We start from the raw sequence: 13,836 nt of genomic DNA, 5'->3' as shown, positions 1-13,836 counted from the left end.
AGGCACGGGTGGTGCGGGAGCAGCGGCGCGAGAAGTGGAGGCACAGGTGGTGCGGGGTGCGGGAGGTCGGGTTGTGGGACGTCGGGGCGCGAGAGGTCGGGTCGTGGGACGCCGGGGCACGGGAGATCGGGTTGCGGGCGCGACGGGTCGGGTGCGGCCGGTTCGGAGGCGTTGGACGATCGCCGCGATTGCGACGTCGGTGGTCGTGTGCATGTCCGTCTCTGCCGGGGGGACCGTCGCCTCGGGCACGACATTCTCTGCGAGTGTGGAGGGCGAATCGACGTGGCGATGGCCGCTGTCCCCAGTGATCCTGTCGAACGCGTACGCCGCTCCCCCGACGCCGTATGCCGCCGGTCATCGAGGCATCGACCTCGCGGCGGCCGTCGGATCAGCGGTCTCGTCGCCGTCACGGGCCACCGTGAGATTCGCCGGCGTCGTGGTCGATCGCCCGGTCCTCACGCTGGACCATGGGAACGACGTGCTCTCCAGCTACGAACCGCTCGCCTCCGGTCTCTCGGTCGGCACAGAGGTGGCCGCCGGCACCCCGCTCGGCCTGGTCGCTGAGGGCGGGCACTGCGCCGCTCGGTGTCTCCATATCGGCGTCCGCATCCACGGCGAGTACGTCTCGCCGCTCCGCTTCTACGACAGGGTGCCGCGCGCCGTCCTGCTCCCACTTGGCGCACCGGCGGAGGGCACGGCGGCAACGGAGGGCACGGCGGCAACGGAGGGCACGGCGGCAACCGCGAGCGCCGGCCTGCGGCCCCCGCCTTCCCTGCGCAGGCGCTCGGGAAGCGCGATGGGACCTTCCCGGTACACGCGATGAGGCCGCGCGACGCAAGCGATCATCCCTTCCGGGTCCAAGCGATCAAGCCTTCCCGGCGCACGCGATCAGGCGCGCGGGTGGGCGATGCGGTAGCTCTCCTTCAGCCGCTCCGTCGAGACGTGCGTGTAGATCTGGGTGGTGCCGAGGCTGGCGTGGCCGAGGAGCTCTTGCACAGCGCGCAGGTCGGCGCCGCCGTCGAGCAGGTGGGTGGCTGCTGTGTGGCGGAGTGCGTGCGGTCCAGCTGGTCCCCCGCCGGGGATGTCCGCGAGGAGCCCGGCGACCAATCCGTAGACGGCGCGCGACCCGAGCCGCGCCCCGCGGGGACCGAGCAGCAGGGCGGGGCCCGATCGCTCCGTCGCGAGCAGAGGACGTGAGCGTCGGAGGTAGTCGACGATCGCGGTCTTGGCCGGCACGCCGAACGGAACCACGCGTTCCTTGGAGCCCTTGCCGAGCACGCGAACGGTGAGCCGGTCGAGGTCGACGTCGTCCACATCGAGTCCGGTCAGTTCGGACACGCGAATACCGGTCGCGTACAGCAGCTCGATGACCGCGAGATCGCGGACCCGGTTGGCGTCCCCGTCTTCGGCGAGCGCACCGAGCCGTCTCAGTAGCGCGTCGATCTGCGCGAGGTTGACCACCCGCGGCAGCATCTTGTCCGGTTTGGGCGCCTTGAGCCTGACGGCAGGATCGTTGAGGTCGCCCGCCTGGCGCGCCACCCACGCACTGAAGCCTTTCGCCGACGCCGATCTCCTGGCGAGGGTGGCCTTCGACAGCCCGCGCTGCGACGACTCCCACAGCCAGTCGCGCAGAACCTCGAGCGTCAGCCCTGCGGTGTCGGCGACCCCCCTGGTCCCTGCGAACACGGCGAGCGCGTTCAAATCCGACCGGTACGCACGAACGGTCTGGGGCGAGTACCCACGCTCCACCGTGAGATGCACGGCGAAGCCGTCGATGGCGCGAACAAGTTCCACCCCTCAAGTCTCCACCACGCCCACCAGAAGACCGGTCGCGACGCCGCGCCGCGCCGGATCCCCCACCGATAGGCAACGGTCACCACCATCACTCCTCCCCGCTGTGGACGACCATCGCCGAGCGCGCTCAGTGCACCTTGCACCAGCTCCCCTCGTCCTCTACGACCCATCCGGCGAGTTCGAGGCGGCCGAGGGTGGCCATGACCTCGGCGGCCGAGAGCCCCGATCGGGCGGCGATGTCGGCGATCGGACGCGAGCGCCGTGTGCTGAGGGCATCCAGGAGGCGCGTCTCCTCGGCGGCGCCCGTCGCTGTGGCGTGGGTTCGCCGATCAGTGCCCGCGACGGGCGCCAGCGCGGGCTCGGAAACCGCGGCTCCGATGGCCAGCTCGGCCATTTCGTCTGCAGAGGTGACGCAGACCGCGTCGTACTCGCGGATGAGGCGATGGCAGCCGGACGACGCTGGCGACGTGATCGGACCTGGCACAGCGCCGAGCGGTCGTCCCATCATCGCTGCGTGCCCAGCGGTGTTGAGCGAACCGGAACGGCGTCCCGCCTCGACGACGACGGTGGCGGTCGCGACCGCCGCGATCAGTCTGTTGCGCTGCAGGAAGCGCCATCGTGTCGGCGGCGAACCGCACGGGAGCTCCCCGATCAGCAGACCGCTATGTGCGATGCGCTCCAGGAGCCGGCTGTTACCCGCCGGGTAGAGGCGGTCGACTCCGCCCGCCAGGAACGCCACGGTCGTCCGGTCGCTCGCCAGGGCAGCCCGGTGTGCGGCGCCGTCGATTCCGTATGCCCCTCCGGAGACGATCGCGAAACCGCGATCGCTCAGCCCTGCAGCGCTCTCCATCGCCACGTGCTCGCCGTAGCCGGTCGCGGCGCGGGCGCCGACGAGGGCGATCGACCGGTTCAGCTCGGGAAGGCGCGCGAGGTCGCCGCGCACCCACAGGGCGAGCGGAGCGCCGTCACCCAGCGCATCCAGCGTCAGCGGCCACGTCGTGTCGTCCGGGGTGAGGAGGAACGCACGCAGGTGCGCTGCCGCCGTCAGAGCGCGCGTGGCTGTCGAGAGAGCAACACGGGGTTTCCAGCGCGCCATGGCCGCCATCAGCCTCGGGGTCACGGAGAGAGCCGCGGCCTGGTCCGCCTCGCGCATCCGGGCGGCCACCGTGTCCGCTGCTTCGCCGTGGACGACGATCCGCAGGGCTTCCGCTGGACCGAGCGCCTGAACGAGAGCGCGGGCGTCAGTGTCCCCCGGCTCGACCAGGGTGGAGAAGGCGGCCCAGGCGAAGCGCGTCTCCAGCTCGTCGCCGGTCAGGTCGTCGCCCCGCCCGTGCGTGATGGGGGTCAGCAGGTCCGCGATGTGGCTGTGCGCGATGCCCAGGAAGTCTTCCGCCATCACCGGTGACTCTCGCCGAACTCGAACTCCCGTCCGCCGAGGCCGTGCGGATGGGAACGCCTCACGCCGACGAACAGTCGGACAGGGCACGCGGTGCAGGCGACCCAGCTGCTCGCGTCATCCCCGATCGTTGAGTCCGGTGTCATTTGGTCCGATCGGACCTGATTCGGCCGCGCCCGATCCGCTGTCATCTGGTCCGTTGTCATCGTCGTCCTGTCGTTTCGATGTGCTGTGGTCATGCGTCGCCCCGTCTGAGGTAGAGGGCGGCACCGATGTGGTGGCCGGTCGGAGTGGAGGCGCCATCAAGGTCCGCGATCGTCCAGGCGAGGCGCAGCGTCCTGTCGTAGCCGCGCATGGTGATCGCACCCCTGTCGATGGCACGATCGAGTGCGCCGGCGGCGGCCCTCGGAAGGCGAAGGGGGCCGGTGCGCAGCCAGGTGCCCGACACGTCGGCGTTCCTCGCCCAGGCTGTGCCGGCGAGGCGTTCGGCGGCGATGGCCCTGGCGACGATCACCCGCTGCCTCAATTCGACGGTGCGCGTTCCCGGTGTCGAGGCCGCGCCGTATGCGTCCGGAGGGGCATCGAACTCCCCACCGCCATGTCCCGCGCGCAGCCCCTCCGCATCCGCCTGCTCGTGCGCACGCACGCGGAGCGCGGCGAGGCCGACGCTCCTCACCGTGAGGCGGATGTCGACGCGGTCGAGCAGGGGGCCGGACATGCGAGCAAGGTAGCGACGGCGGGCGATCGGGGTGCAGGTGCACTCGTCGTCGACGGAGCCGTAGCGGCCGCACGGGCACGGATTGGAGGCGAGGACGAGCTGGAAGCGAGCGGGAAAGGTCGCGATCGCGAAAGATCAATTAGGCATATAGAGCGCTGTTCACCCGTGGCGAACGGTCGCGGGTTTTGAAGAAGGCGCGTTCGATAATTAGGTGAGGACGATTCAACAACCGCTAACCCATACGCCTTGAGCATTGGAGTGGTTTTGATTGAATCAACCCCTAAGCAAGACGAGATCGAATCTCTCAACGTGTGCCCCAATAGGGACGATCATGTTGGGCCGATGGGGCAGAGTTGCCCTGACTGTGACACATTGATCTGACCCGAAAGGCATGATCGGACCGGTAGCGCTGCCGGTCCTTTCCTGCTTAATCCCAGAAAATCTGAGCCGCCCTCATTTTGGGGCTATTGATCAGGCCATCAGATTCTTAGGCTTTAGCTGATTGGGAGGTCAACATGTCCAATGAAGAAGCTGTGCCAGGTTCCACAGCTCGACGCATGACCTGGCAAGGGATAACCGCCATATGTCTTGGCGCCCTTCTCGCCGTTACCGCCGGTTTGCTCGCGTGGTCTGTGTCAGTGAACGTTGCACACGCTTCGACCGAGAAGAGAGCCCAGTCGGACATATCGAGGCTCAAGAACGATTTGGCACGAGCCAAGACTGATGCGGAGAGCGCGACGGCTGTTGCCAGCGACCTGCGAGGAAACCTCTCGGATTCTGAAACGAAAGTTCGGGCGTGCAAGTCTGCCCTTTCGCTCTATGCTGAGGCGCTCGCGGATGTGGCAAAAGCTGCACAAGCGGGCCTGAACACTGCGACAGCGACAGTGTATCTCGCGGATGCGAGGACCGCGCAGAGCGCCGCTAATGCAACAGGTTGCGTAGACGTTGGGTAGTGCAGCAAGTCACTAGTGCGCCGTTCCCTGGGCGACGAATGCTATGAGCGTAACTGCGGATACAACGGTGGCCACAACTCCCGCGATACCGCCGACAACTGCGTACCAGGGGGCGCGCGGGACTTCGCGAGCTTCGATGCGTTCAACGCTCTTTTCGACTTCGCGCAGACGGTCGTCCATTCCGGTCATTGAGTTGACCTTCTCCTCAATGCGTCCGATTGCAACGGCGAGCGCGGTAAAGCCTTCGTCGTGATTCACTGATCCGGCGCTTCGGGCAAGGCGGAAAGTGCCGCGTCGAGGTCAGCGATAGTGGCCTGTTCCTTACGGATGTCTTCGGCTAGGTCGGCGGCTGCGGTCTGCTTGTCGGAGAGCCGTGCGACCGCTGCGGCAATGGCGGCTTCGATCATGGCGCGTGCATTCATGGGTCTTCCTAAATCTTCACAACGTTTTCGAGCGTGAGGGTGATGGTGTCTGCCGGGTACTCCCACGCGCAGGCGCGCACGGTTGCCGTGTATGTGCCATCCGGCAGTACAACCGTGACTGTGTAGCCGGGGAAGATTTGTCGGTCTGAAAGGCACGTCACCGTGAGGATGACGCCGCGAGTGTAGGCGCGGTTCGCCAAGCCTGAGGAGGAGTCGAAGCCCGGATCAGGTGTGTTGAAAGCTTGGACGAATGTCCGGTGATACGGGATGACGATGCTCGACGTGTAGAACTTCGTGCGAGACACACCCGCCGCGTCTGCCCATCGATACGAGACGGCGGCGGCGTCGCCCCAGTCGCCGCGTTCGAGGTCAACCGAGCCGACAGCGGAAACAAGATTGTCGCCGTACGTGATCGTGGCCGTCCCTGTGAAGGGGCTACCAGTGGTCTTGTCGCTGATGATCCATTGGCCTCCCGCGAGGTTGCAATAGAGCGTCGCGTTCTTGGCGTCGAGAATCGGTTGCAGGAACTTACGGGCGGTGTCCCCGCGAAGCCACTTACTGGCAGGGTCAACGATGTTGCCGCTAAGAGTGGATGCGACCGTGGGACCTTCGCCTAGGCGCGCTAGTACGTTGTTGACGAGGGTATCCGCGTTGATGGTGCCAGGTGCGTAGTCGTTGAGGTCCGCTAGCGCGTAATCGTCAAGCTTGGCCTCAGCAGACGCCAGGGTGAGCGTTAGCGTGTCGTGCACATAGTCAATCTGCCTGGACCGCACGAGCGCCTTACGCCACAGACACCGTGACAGGCACTGTCACCGTGACGTTCTCAGGGAAAGATCACAGGATTGATTGGCGAAGGCAAGATTCACGCGTCGGACGCAAAAGGACGCCGTGTTGACCCTTGCCTAGTCGGGGCAATGCGCTACGTTCCAACCGTGCGTGAAAGTGACCTAAACCATCTTCAGTGGATCGTTGCGCGGCTCGCTTCCAATGAGCCGGTGAACCGCTCGGATATGGTGTCTCTTCTGATATTGACTCGGGGATATGCCCCAAAAGGGTCGATGTTGCTCGACTTGGGCCACAGCGTGGCACACGACGAACGCAACAAGGGCCAGACTTTCGAGTACCTGGAACGCTATGCCCGGCGCGTGCGAATCGTTTTCACGCACGGCGGAAGGCTGCACGTTCCGCTGGCCTATCCCGTGGAAGATGTCATACGGGAGCTAAACCTTGTACTCCGTGACTTGGGGTTGGCCGTCAAGCTCGACCCGGACGACATCGCAACTAGGCAGGTTATGGCCGCTGGGATCGCAGACGCCCTGGACGGGACATCCTTCGCTCTAAAAGGGGCGACCGTTGTCATTTCGACGGGCGTGAGCGAAGTCGGCAAACACTATTCGTTGCAGCTAACATTGCGCGACTCGATTGACGGCGTGATCAAGTATCGGGCAGGCACGAAAATCGGCTTGCCGTGGTTGATCGACACCAAGGGCGAGAGTGACGGCGACGCTAGCAGTACCTAGTCGTCCTGTCGCAGACGGCTTGCGAGGATTGCGAGCGCTTCAGCTAGCTGGTCCAGGGTCACTTCCAGGTTGTGCGGCCAGTGCGTTTGCATGCTGTTGATTGTCTTGCGTGCCTGGGCTATCAGCGTGTCCGCCCTATCGAGTTCGTCGTCCATAGCGTGACCTTAGCGCGGAGCAATTTCTACGCGCTTGCCTCCGTAGCCTGGGTTCACCTGCACGCTTAGATTCGCACGCACAAGCTCGCGCTGGGCGTCGGTGGACATGGACTCAAACGCCGCCACAAATGCCTCTTTGGAGCCTCCCAGGGCGGTGGCGTGCTCTTGTTCATCGCCGCTGGGGATGAACGCTTCACGGAGCGCATCGGATAGCCCTTTGCCTACGTTCTCCGACAGGATCGCGGTCAGCGCTTGGTTGGTCTTGTCCCACTCGGACCCTAGGCCAGCGAGCAGCTTTCGAAGGTGGGTGTGGTCTGCGCCATCCTCTAGCCACAGCTCTTGCACAGCGCGACGGCGGCGCTCGATGTCACTTAGAGCAATGCGCAGACGCAGCACTTCGGCATCGTCGGCTTGTTCGGCACGGCCACCTTGGACAACCAGCGTCATCCAAAGCGCGGTGACCACTTCGGGCTCGATGATGTGAGCTGCGATCCCAACGTGAGTGCGCCCGTCAGATAGTCGGCGGTCAAGCTTGGTCTCGCAGAGGTAGTTGCGCGTGCGCTTGCCTTTGAATGTGACCCAGTTGGCTCGCATCCGAGAGCCACAGACACCGCAGGTGACAACGTTGGTGAGGAATGAGTGAACCGGCTTGCGCCCCTTGCCAGCGGTGGACCTGCCTTCCAGGATTGCGACGACTGCTTGCCACTGATCCTTTGTAACGATGGGCTCAATGGCCGAATCTTCGGAGACCGTGCCCTTATAGAGCAGCGCGCCGTAGTTGCGCTCCCGCTTGAACATCTTCCGGAGTTGAGCCGTGCTCCACGCATTGCCCTGTGCGCTGGTGATGCTTTGGTCATTCCACGCCTTCACGACTGAGTAAAGAGACGCGCCAGCGAGGACTTGCGAATAGGCCCATCGAATCGCCTCTGCCTCCGACTCGCGGACCGTAACTTGATCGACCTCCCAGCCGAATGGTCTGCGGCCCATAAGCGGCACGCCCTTGTCCGCCCGTGCCGCATTCGCGCGCTGCTGGCGCTCACCCTTGCGCCGGACTTCGAAGCGGGCAATGGACGCAAGCATGGCCGCTCGAAACTCACCGTCTGCTGTGCTGAGGTCAATCTCACCATCGACCGTGACGAGCTTGAGGCTCGCATCATCTAGCGCGATGAGGTCTCGATTCGATCGAACGAGCCGGTCAACATCGACGCCCACCACGTATTCAAAGGCGTTCGCCTCTGCAAGCATTCGGCCCCATGCCGTCTTCGGGCCACGCGCCTTTGAAGCGGAGATATCGTTATCCGCGTAAACGGCGTGCACGCCCCAACCACGCTTCTGAGCCAGAGCGGTGCAACGCTCAATCTGCCGGTCGATACCTTCGTCGTCGGCCTTCGATTGCCGGACGTAGATCGCACAAGTAACCATGTGCATAAATGTAACTTAGCGATGCCGTTCGCCCGGTGGATGGTGATGGTGCCGGACTCCAGCGGCTGCCGGAGGGCGTCCAGGACGGACGGCGGGAACTCGGCCGCCTCGTCGAGGAAGAGGACGCCGTTCGAGGCGCGCACGATCGCGCCAGGCACGATCCTCATCGTGCCTCCTCCGACGATCGCGGCTGCGGAGGCGGTGTGGTGCGGCGCCTCGAACGGCGGGCGCCGGATCAGAGCGCCCCCGGAGCCGACCGCACCGACCCCACGCCCATCGCCGAGCGAACGGATGCAGGTGACCTCCAGCGCCTGCTCCGGGGTGAGGTCGGGCAGCAGCCCGGGCAGCCGGGACGCGAGCATCGTCTTGCCTGCCCCTGGCGGACCGACCATCGACAGGTGGTGGCCACCCGCCGCCGCGACCACGAGAGCCTCCACCGCGTCTTCGTTGCCCGCGACGTCGGCGAGGTCGGGCTCGGGAGGCGCAGCAGCGCCAGGAGCGGAGGTCGCGGAGCTCGCAGCGGTCGCGGAGGCCGCGCCGGGACCCGGCCCGAGGGTGACAGACTCGACATCGACAGGGTCGAGGGAGCTGCCGTGGTGGATGGCGACGTGCCTCAGGCTCGCGACCGGGACCACCTCCATCCCGTCGACCAGCTCGGCCTCCTCCGCGTTCGCGGTGGGGACGACGACCCGAGAGAAGCCGGCCGCGCGTGCGGCGATGACCGCCGGCAGGATTCCGGGAACGGGACGCAGCCTGCCGTCGAGGCCCAGCTCGCCGAGGTGCACGGTGGTCGCCGCCGACTCCGGGCTGAGATCGCCTGCCGCCGCGAGAGCCGCGACGGCGATGGCGAGGTCGAAGGCGGAGCCCTGCTTGCGGAGGGACGCCGGTGACAGGTTGACCGTGAGCTTGCGCGTGGTGAGCGGGCAGCCGGCGTTCATCGCAGCGGAGACCACGCGCTTGCGCGACTCGCCGAGCGCCGTGTCCGGCAGACCGATCAGGGAGAACGCCGGAAGCCCGGCGGCGATGTCGGCCTCGACCTCCACGATGTCGCCGTCGACGCCGTTCAGCGCGACGGCGTATGTGCGCGCGATGGACATCAGGCGACGCCTGCGAGGTGCTCGACCGATGGCGCAGCGCTCCACGCGTCGATGACTGCGACCGCGTCGATCCGGATCGGGCCGGGAATGGGCCCTCGCACCCGGCACCACTCGGCCGCCAGACGTCTCAAGCGGGCGGCCTTCGCCGCTGTGATCGCCTCGAACGGATGGCCGTACGCCACCGACGTCCTGGTCTTCACCTCCGCGACGACGGTCACCCCGTCGCCACGGACGATCAGGTCGAGCTCACCCGCCGCGCATCGCCAATTGCGTTCGAGCACGACGAACCCTCGCCGCGCGAACCATTCTGCCGCCACGTCTTCGCCGCGGCGCCCCAACTCGTCTTTCGCTGCCATTGCTGCCTCCTGAAGACAGCCTCACGTGGCGGTCGTCGTGGGAGAACAGCGGGAGCGAATCTGTGGAGAACAGCCCGGAAGACCCTGGTTGGGGAGAACTACTCGTCGAGCGCGAGTTCCTTCGGGAGCTCGAACTCCTTGCTCGAGAGCTCCTCGATGTTCACATCCTTGAACGTGAGCACGCGCACCGACTTCACGAAGCGGTCGGAACGGTACACGTCCCACACCCACACATCGTTCATCGTCAGCTCGAAGTAGAAGTCGTGCTCGGTGTCCCTGCGCACGAATTCCACCTCGTTCGCGAGGTAGAACCGGCGCTCGGTCTCGATCACGTACTTGAACTGCGAGACGACGTCCCGGTATTCGCGGTACAAAGCCAACTCGACCTCGCGGTCGTAGTCGTCGAACTCGTCTTCATCCATTGTTCGACAAGTCTATGCCGCGAAGGGGGTCATGTCGGAATGGGCAGCGTCGCCGCATCCCGCAGCCAGGTCAGCCGGTGCAGGGCGCTCGGCCCGAGTTCGGAGATCGCGTCGAAGTGCTCGCGGCTCGAGTAGCCCTTGTTGGATGCCCAGCCGTAGCCGGGGAACTCCGTGTCGTGCTGGATCATCAGCCTGTCCCTCGCCACTTTCGCGATCACGCTGGCGGCGGCGACGGATGCGCAGTCCCTGTCCGCCTTGATCCTGGTGACGACGTTCGCCGGACGCATCAGCGCCGGGTTGAGGTAGTCGTAGTTGCCGTCCAGGATGAGGGTGCTCTCCCGGATCTCGGCGCCGCCCTCCTCCAGCAGCGCGAGCGCGCGGGCTCCCGCGAGCCCGAGGCAGCGCATGATGCCGAGCGAGTCCACCTCGGCGGCGGACGCCATTCCGACCGCGTGGTGCAGCACCCACTTGCGGCAGAACGGCTCGATCGCCTCGCGTGCCGGCTCTGCCAGCAGCTTCGAGTCGCGGAGCCCGACCGGGATGCGCTTGACCGCGGTGTCGATCACGACCATTCCGACCGCCACCGGCCCGGCGAGTGCTCCCCGGCCGACCTCGTCGACGGCGACGATCGAGGTCACCCCTGAACGGTAGAGGGACTTCTCGAAGCGGAGGGTGGGAGTCACCGGCGCCATCATCGCTTGTCCTCCTCCACGCCGCGGAACACATCCGGGTAGTTGTCGAGCCAGGTCCACCTGCCGGCAGGCCAGCTGATCACGAACGCGCGACCGACGACGTGGTCGATCGGGACGAACCCGTGACCTGGAAGGCTCTGATTGCGGGAGGAGTCCTGAGAGTTGTAACGATTATCTCCCATCACCCACAGTTCGCCCTTCGGAACCGTGACGTCGAAGGCGAGTGTCGCGGCGTTCACGTTGCCGGGCTGGAGCAGGATGTACGGCTCGTCGATGGGCGTTCCGTTGACCGTGATCCTGCCGTCCGCGTTGCAGCAGGCGACGTGGTCGCCCGGCAGCCCGATCACGCGTTTCACCAGGTGGTCATCGCTGTCGGAGGCGGACAGGCCGACGAAGGTCAGCGCGGAGTCGACGGCCTGCGCGAGCGGGCTCTGCCTGGTCGGCGGCTGCGGGGGGAGCCAGCCGCCAGGGTCGCGGAACACGACGACATCGCCGTGGCTGATCGGGACGAGCCCTGGCTCCAGCTCGTTGACGATGATCCTGTCGTTGATCTGGAGCGTGTTCTCCATCGAAGCGGAGGGGATGTAGAACGAGCGGACGACGAACGTCTTGACCAGGAACGACACCAGGACGGCGACGACCACGATGACCAGCAGGTCGCGGAAGAACAGCTTCGTGCTGCGCCGTCTGCGCCGGGTCTTCCCGCGCCGTTCCTTCGCCACGCGGTCCGACCGGGTGGGCACTGCTTCATCCGTCATTTAACCGCCTGAGCTCCCTGCCCAAGTGTATGGGACAGGGAGCTCAGGACAGACGCACGCGGCGGCCGCGCGCGTCGAGAATCCGACGACTTCGGCGAAGCCTAGTTGTCGCGCTTCTCCTTGATCTTCGCCTTCTTGCCGCGCAGTTCGCGCAGGTAGTAGAGCTTGGCGCGACGGACGTCACCGCGGGTGACGACCTCGATCTTGTCGATGACCGGGGAGTGCACGGGGAACGTACGCTCGACGCCGACCTGGAAGCTGACCTTGCGGACCGTGAAGGTCTCGCGCACGCCCTCGTTGGAGCGGCCGATGACGACGCCCTGGAAGACCTGGATACGGGAGCGGCTGCCCTCGATGATGTTGACGTGAACCTTGACGGTGTCGCCCGCGCGGAAGTCGGGGATGTCCTGCTTCAGGGAAGCGGCATCGACGTGGTCGAGGATATGCATTGCGTGTTCGCTCTCTGTACCCGCCACAGGTCGAGGACGGACTTGGGGCCTTCCCCTGCTCAGCGCAGGCGACGACCGGGAATCAACGGTATGGGGTGTGCGCGAGAAGTGCTGGCTCCCCTGTGGCAGAGCCTGGCCGCGACACAAAGATCAATTCTGCCATGAACGGGATGCGTTTGCCAAAGCGACGACGCCCCGGACCGTGCAGGAACGCACGGGCGTCAGCGCTCGTCGCGCCTCTCCTCGATCACGATGACCTCCGAGCCCTCCTCGAACAGAGCCTCAGGACGACGCACCTGCTGCGGCTGCGCCGCGCGTTCGTATGCCTCGAAGGTCTGCTGCACGCGCATCCTGGCCTCGGTGACCAGCTGCCAGAGCGAGACCCAGAACGCGGCGAGGCCGAGCAGGATGCCGAGCACGGCGAGCCAGCTCATCACGTCGGGGATGAAGCAGCCGAACACGACGATGGATGCGTGCCACGCGCCGATCAGCCCGACGTCCCACCAGGAGACGGCGCGGGTGTCGCGCACGGTCTTGCGGGCCATGATGATGCCGCCGATGGCGAGCATCGCGATGAACAGGACCGGGCAGAGGATCAGAAGCCCGATGAAGCTCCATCCGCCCGAGCCGAAGATCGCCCAGCCGATGAGCAGCCAGACAGGCAGGATCACGGCGGAGGGGAACAACCACCAGTAGAACGCCTTGCGCAGGATCACGGCACCAGCGTAACGGCGCGCGCCTGTGCAGCGGCTGCGGGTTCGCCGATGGCCGAATCCCAGTGGATGCGCGCCCGTCGCACACCGAATGCGCCGCGCGTGCAACTACTGTGGAACACTGGTGGCGATATGAAGGAGACAGCGTGATCGAGTTGAGGACCCCTGCCGAGATCGACCAGATGCGGCCGGCCGGCCGATTCGTGGCCGACGTGCTGCAGCAGACGGCCGCGGCGGCGAAGGTGGGCGTGAACCTGCTGGAGCTCGACCGGATCGCACACGACCTCATCCGGAAGGCCGGGGCGGAGTCGTGCTACATCGACTACCACCCGTCGTTCGGGGCGAGCCCGTTCGGCAAGGTGATCTGCACGTCCGTGAACGACGCCGTGCTGCACGGTCTGCCGCATGACTATCGCCTCGAGGACGGCGATCTGCTCACCCTCGACTTCGCCGCATCCGTCGACGGCTGGGTGGCGGACTCCGCGATCAGCCTGGTGGTCGGGCAGCCACGGGATGCGGACCTGCACCTCATCGACACCACGCGCCGCGCGCTCGCGGCCGGGATCCAGGCCGCGCAGCCAGGCGGCCGCGTCGGAGACATCTCCTCCGCGATCGGCGCCGTCGCGCACGCCGAGGGCTACACGGTGAATCTGCAGTTCGGCGGCCACGGCGTCGGCCGCACGATGCACGGCGATCCGCACATCGCCAACGAGGGCCGCGCCGGTCGCGGCTATCCCCTGCGCCCTGGCCTGGTCATCGCGATCGAACCGTGGTTCCTGGAGTCGACGGACGAGATCTACACCGACCGCGACGGCTGGACGCTGCGCAGTGCCGACGGCTCCCGCGGAGCCCACTCCGAGCACACCGTCGCCATCACAGAGTCCGGCCCGCTCGTCCTCACCGCCCGCGACTGACGGCCGCGCCCACATCCCCAGCACCCACGCAATCGAGTCCGACGTTGTTCAGGCC

At 66.1% G+C, this 13,836-nt stretch carries 17 protein-coding genes and 2 pseudogenes; 3 read left to right on the top strand and 16 right to left on the bottom strand.

What is annotated here, in order from left to right:
* Positions 1-304 precede the first annotated feature (304 nt).
* Positions 305-823, top strand: coding sequence for a M23 family metallopeptidase (locus ASE16_RS07615; RefSeq protein ID WP_055893125.1), 519 nt, complete (start codon positions 305-307; stop codon positions 821-823).
* Positions 824-888: 65 nt separating this feature from the next.
* Here ASE16_RS07615 and ASE16_RS07610 read toward each other — a convergent pair whose 3' ends face one another.
* From ASE16_RS07610 to ASE16_RS07595, 7 genes and pseudogenes are all read right to left on the bottom strand, one after another.
* Positions 889-1,794, bottom strand: coding sequence for a tyrosine recombinase XerC (locus ASE16_RS07610; RefSeq protein WP_055893120.1), 906 nt, complete (start codon positions 1,792-1,794; stop codon positions 889-891).
* Positions 1,795-1,921: 127 nt separating this feature from the next.
* Entirely contained in the window at positions 1,922-3,190 is a 1,269-nt protein-coding gene (gene dprA / locus ASE16_RS07605) for a DNA-processing protein DprA (RefSeq protein WP_082581300.1), read from the bottom strand.
* 235 nt (positions 3,191-3,425) lie between these two features.
* Entirely contained in the window at positions 3,426-3,908 is a 483-nt protein-coding gene (locus ASE16_RS07600) for a hypothetical protein (RefSeq protein WP_055893117.1), read from the bottom strand.
* A gap of 6 nt (positions 3,909-3,914) precedes the next feature.
* Positions 3,915-4,034, bottom strand: a pseudogene (locus tag ASE16_RS20360) (ATP-binding protein); the annotation flags it as partial.
* 839 nt (positions 4,035-4,873) lie between these two features.
* Positions 4,874-5,119, bottom strand: a complete 246-nt coding sequence (locus ASE16_RS19745) for a hypothetical protein (RefSeq protein ID WP_157480199.1) — start codon at positions 5,117-5,119, stop codon at positions 4,874-4,876.
* Positions 5,116-5,283: a hypothetical protein gene (locus ASE16_RS19740; protein WP_157480197.1), complete on the bottom strand. Its 168-nt coding sequence runs from the start codon at positions 5,281-5,283 to the stop codon at positions 5,116-5,118. The genes ASE16_RS19745 and ASE16_RS19740 overlap by 4 nt, the downstream gene beginning before the upstream one ends.
* 8 nt (positions 5,284-5,291) lie before the next feature.
* Positions 5,292-6,032, bottom strand: a complete 741-nt coding sequence (locus ASE16_RS07595; RefSeq protein WP_157480195.1) for a hypothetical protein — start codon at positions 6,030-6,032, stop codon at positions 5,292-5,294.
* Positions 6,033-6,215: 183 nt separating this feature from the next.
* On the opposite strand from ASE16_RS07595, the gene ASE16_RS07590 reads away from it, so the two are divergent.
* Positions 6,216-6,803 carry a hypothetical protein gene (locus ASE16_RS07590; protein ID WP_157480193.1) on the top strand — a complete coding sequence of 196 codons (588 nt, stop codon included), beginning with the start codon at positions 6,216-6,218 and terminating at the stop codon, positions 6,801-6,803.
* Here the strand turns inward: ASE16_RS07590 and ASE16_RS19735 are convergent.
* From ASE16_RS19735 to ASE16_RS07550, 9 genes and pseudogenes are all read right to left on the bottom strand, one after another.
* Positions 6,800-6,958: a hypothetical protein gene (locus ASE16_RS19735; protein WP_157480191.1), complete on the bottom strand. Its 159-nt coding sequence runs from the start codon at positions 6,956-6,958 to the stop codon at positions 6,800-6,802. The two genes, ASE16_RS07590 and ASE16_RS19735, sit on opposite strands and share 4 nt — an antisense overlap.
* A gap of 9 nt (positions 6,959-6,967) precedes the next feature.
* Positions 6,968-8,380: a recombinase family protein gene (locus tag ASE16_RS07585; protein WP_235500412.1), complete on the bottom strand. Its 1,413-nt coding sequence runs from the start codon at positions 8,378-8,380 to the stop codon at positions 6,968-6,970.
* A 17-nt stretch (positions 8,381-8,397) separates the two neighbouring features.
* Positions 8,398-9,477 (bottom strand): annotated as a pseudogene (locus ASE16_RS07580) (YifB family Mg chelatase-like AAA ATPase); the annotation flags it as partial.
* Positions 9,477-9,833, bottom strand: coding sequence for a YraN family protein (locus tag ASE16_RS07575; protein ID WP_055893104.1), 357 nt, complete (start codon positions 9,831-9,833; stop codon positions 9,477-9,479). The pseudogene ASE16_RS07580 and the gene ASE16_RS07575, both read right to left, overlap by 1 nt.
* A 98-nt stretch (positions 9,834-9,931) precedes the next feature.
* Positions 9,932-10,255: a DUF2469 domain-containing protein gene (locus tag ASE16_RS07570; protein WP_055893100.1), complete on the bottom strand. Its 324-nt coding sequence runs from the start codon at positions 10,253-10,255 to the stop codon at positions 9,932-9,934.
* A 29-nt stretch (positions 10,256-10,284) separates the two neighbouring features.
* A complete protein-coding gene (locus ASE16_RS07565) occupies positions 10,285-10,947 on the bottom strand; it encodes a ribonuclease HII (protein ID WP_055893097.1) in 663 nt (220 codons plus the stop codon).
* Positions 10,947-11,705, bottom strand: a complete 759-nt coding sequence (lepB, locus tag ASE16_RS07560; protein ID WP_055893094.1) for a signal peptidase I — start codon at positions 11,703-11,705, stop codon at positions 10,947-10,949. Before lepB ends, ASE16_RS07565 begins: the two co-directional genes overlap by 1 nt.
* Positions 11,706-11,806: 101 nt before the next feature.
* Positions 11,807-12,154, bottom strand: a complete 348-nt coding sequence (gene rplS / locus ASE16_RS07555; RefSeq protein ID WP_055893091.1) for a 50S ribosomal protein L19 — start codon at positions 12,152-12,154, stop codon at positions 11,807-11,809.
* Positions 12,155-12,375: 221 nt separating this feature from the next.
* Positions 12,376-12,870 carry a hypothetical protein gene (locus tag ASE16_RS07550; RefSeq protein WP_055893086.1) on the bottom strand — a complete coding sequence of 165 codons (495 nt, stop codon included), beginning with the start codon at positions 12,868-12,870 and terminating at the stop codon, positions 12,376-12,378.
* Positions 12,871-13,013: 143 nt separating this feature from the next.
* Between ASE16_RS07550 and map the strand changes: the two genes are divergently transcribed.
* Positions 13,014-13,781, top strand: a complete 768-nt coding sequence (map, locus tag ASE16_RS07545; RefSeq protein ID WP_055893083.1) for a type I methionyl aminopeptidase — start codon at positions 13,014-13,016, stop codon at positions 13,779-13,781.
* The last annotated feature ends 55 nt before the right edge of the window (positions 13,782-13,836 follow it).

The sequence above is a fragment of the Leifsonia sp. Root227 genome (genome assembly GCF_001428745.1).
GTDB lineage: Bacteria > Actinomycetota > Actinomycetes > Actinomycetales > Microbacteriaceae > Leifsonia.
The sequence above is the reverse complement of the archived record's forward strand: the minus strand, read 5'-3'. Positions and strand labels throughout refer to the sequence as shown.

Coding starts and splice junctions, on each gene's coding strand:
- dprA (WP_082581300.1), bottom strand. CDS start 3,190: ATGGCGGAAGACTTCCTGGGCATCGCGCACAGCCACATCGCGGACCTG.
- ASE16_RS07600 (WP_055893117.1), bottom strand. CDS start 3,908: ATGTCCGGCCCCCTGCTCGACCGCGTCGACATCCGCCTCACGGTGAGG.
- ASE16_RS19740 (WP_157480197.1), bottom strand. CDS start 5,283: ATGAATGCACGCGCCATGATCGAAGCCGCCATTGCCGCAGCGGTCGCA.
- ASE16_RS19735 (WP_157480191.1), bottom strand. CDS start 6,958: ATGGACGACGAACTCGATAGGGCGGACACGCTGATAGCCCAGGCACGC.
- ASE16_RS07585 (WP_235500412.1), bottom strand. CDS start 8,380: ATGGTTACTTGTGCGATCTACGTCCGGCAATCGAAGGCCGACGACGAA.
- ASE16_RS07575 (WP_055893104.1), bottom strand. CDS start 9,833: ATGGCAGCGAAAGACGAGTTGGGGCGCCGCGGCGAAGACGTGGCGGCA.
- ASE16_RS07570 (WP_055893100.1), bottom strand. CDS start 10,255: ATGGATGAAGACGAGTTCGACGACTACGACCGCGAGGTCGAGTTGGCT.
- ASE16_RS07565 (WP_055893097.1), bottom strand. CDS start 10,947: ATGGCGCCGGTGACTCCCACCCTCCGCTTCGAGAAGTCCCTCTACCGT.
- lepB (WP_055893094.1), bottom strand. CDS start 11,705: ATGACGGATGAAGCAGTGCCCACCCGGTCGGACCGCGTGGCGAAGGAA.
- rplS (WP_055893091.1), bottom strand. CDS start 12,154: ATGCATATCCTCGACCACGTCGATGCCGCTTCCCTGAAGCAGGACATC.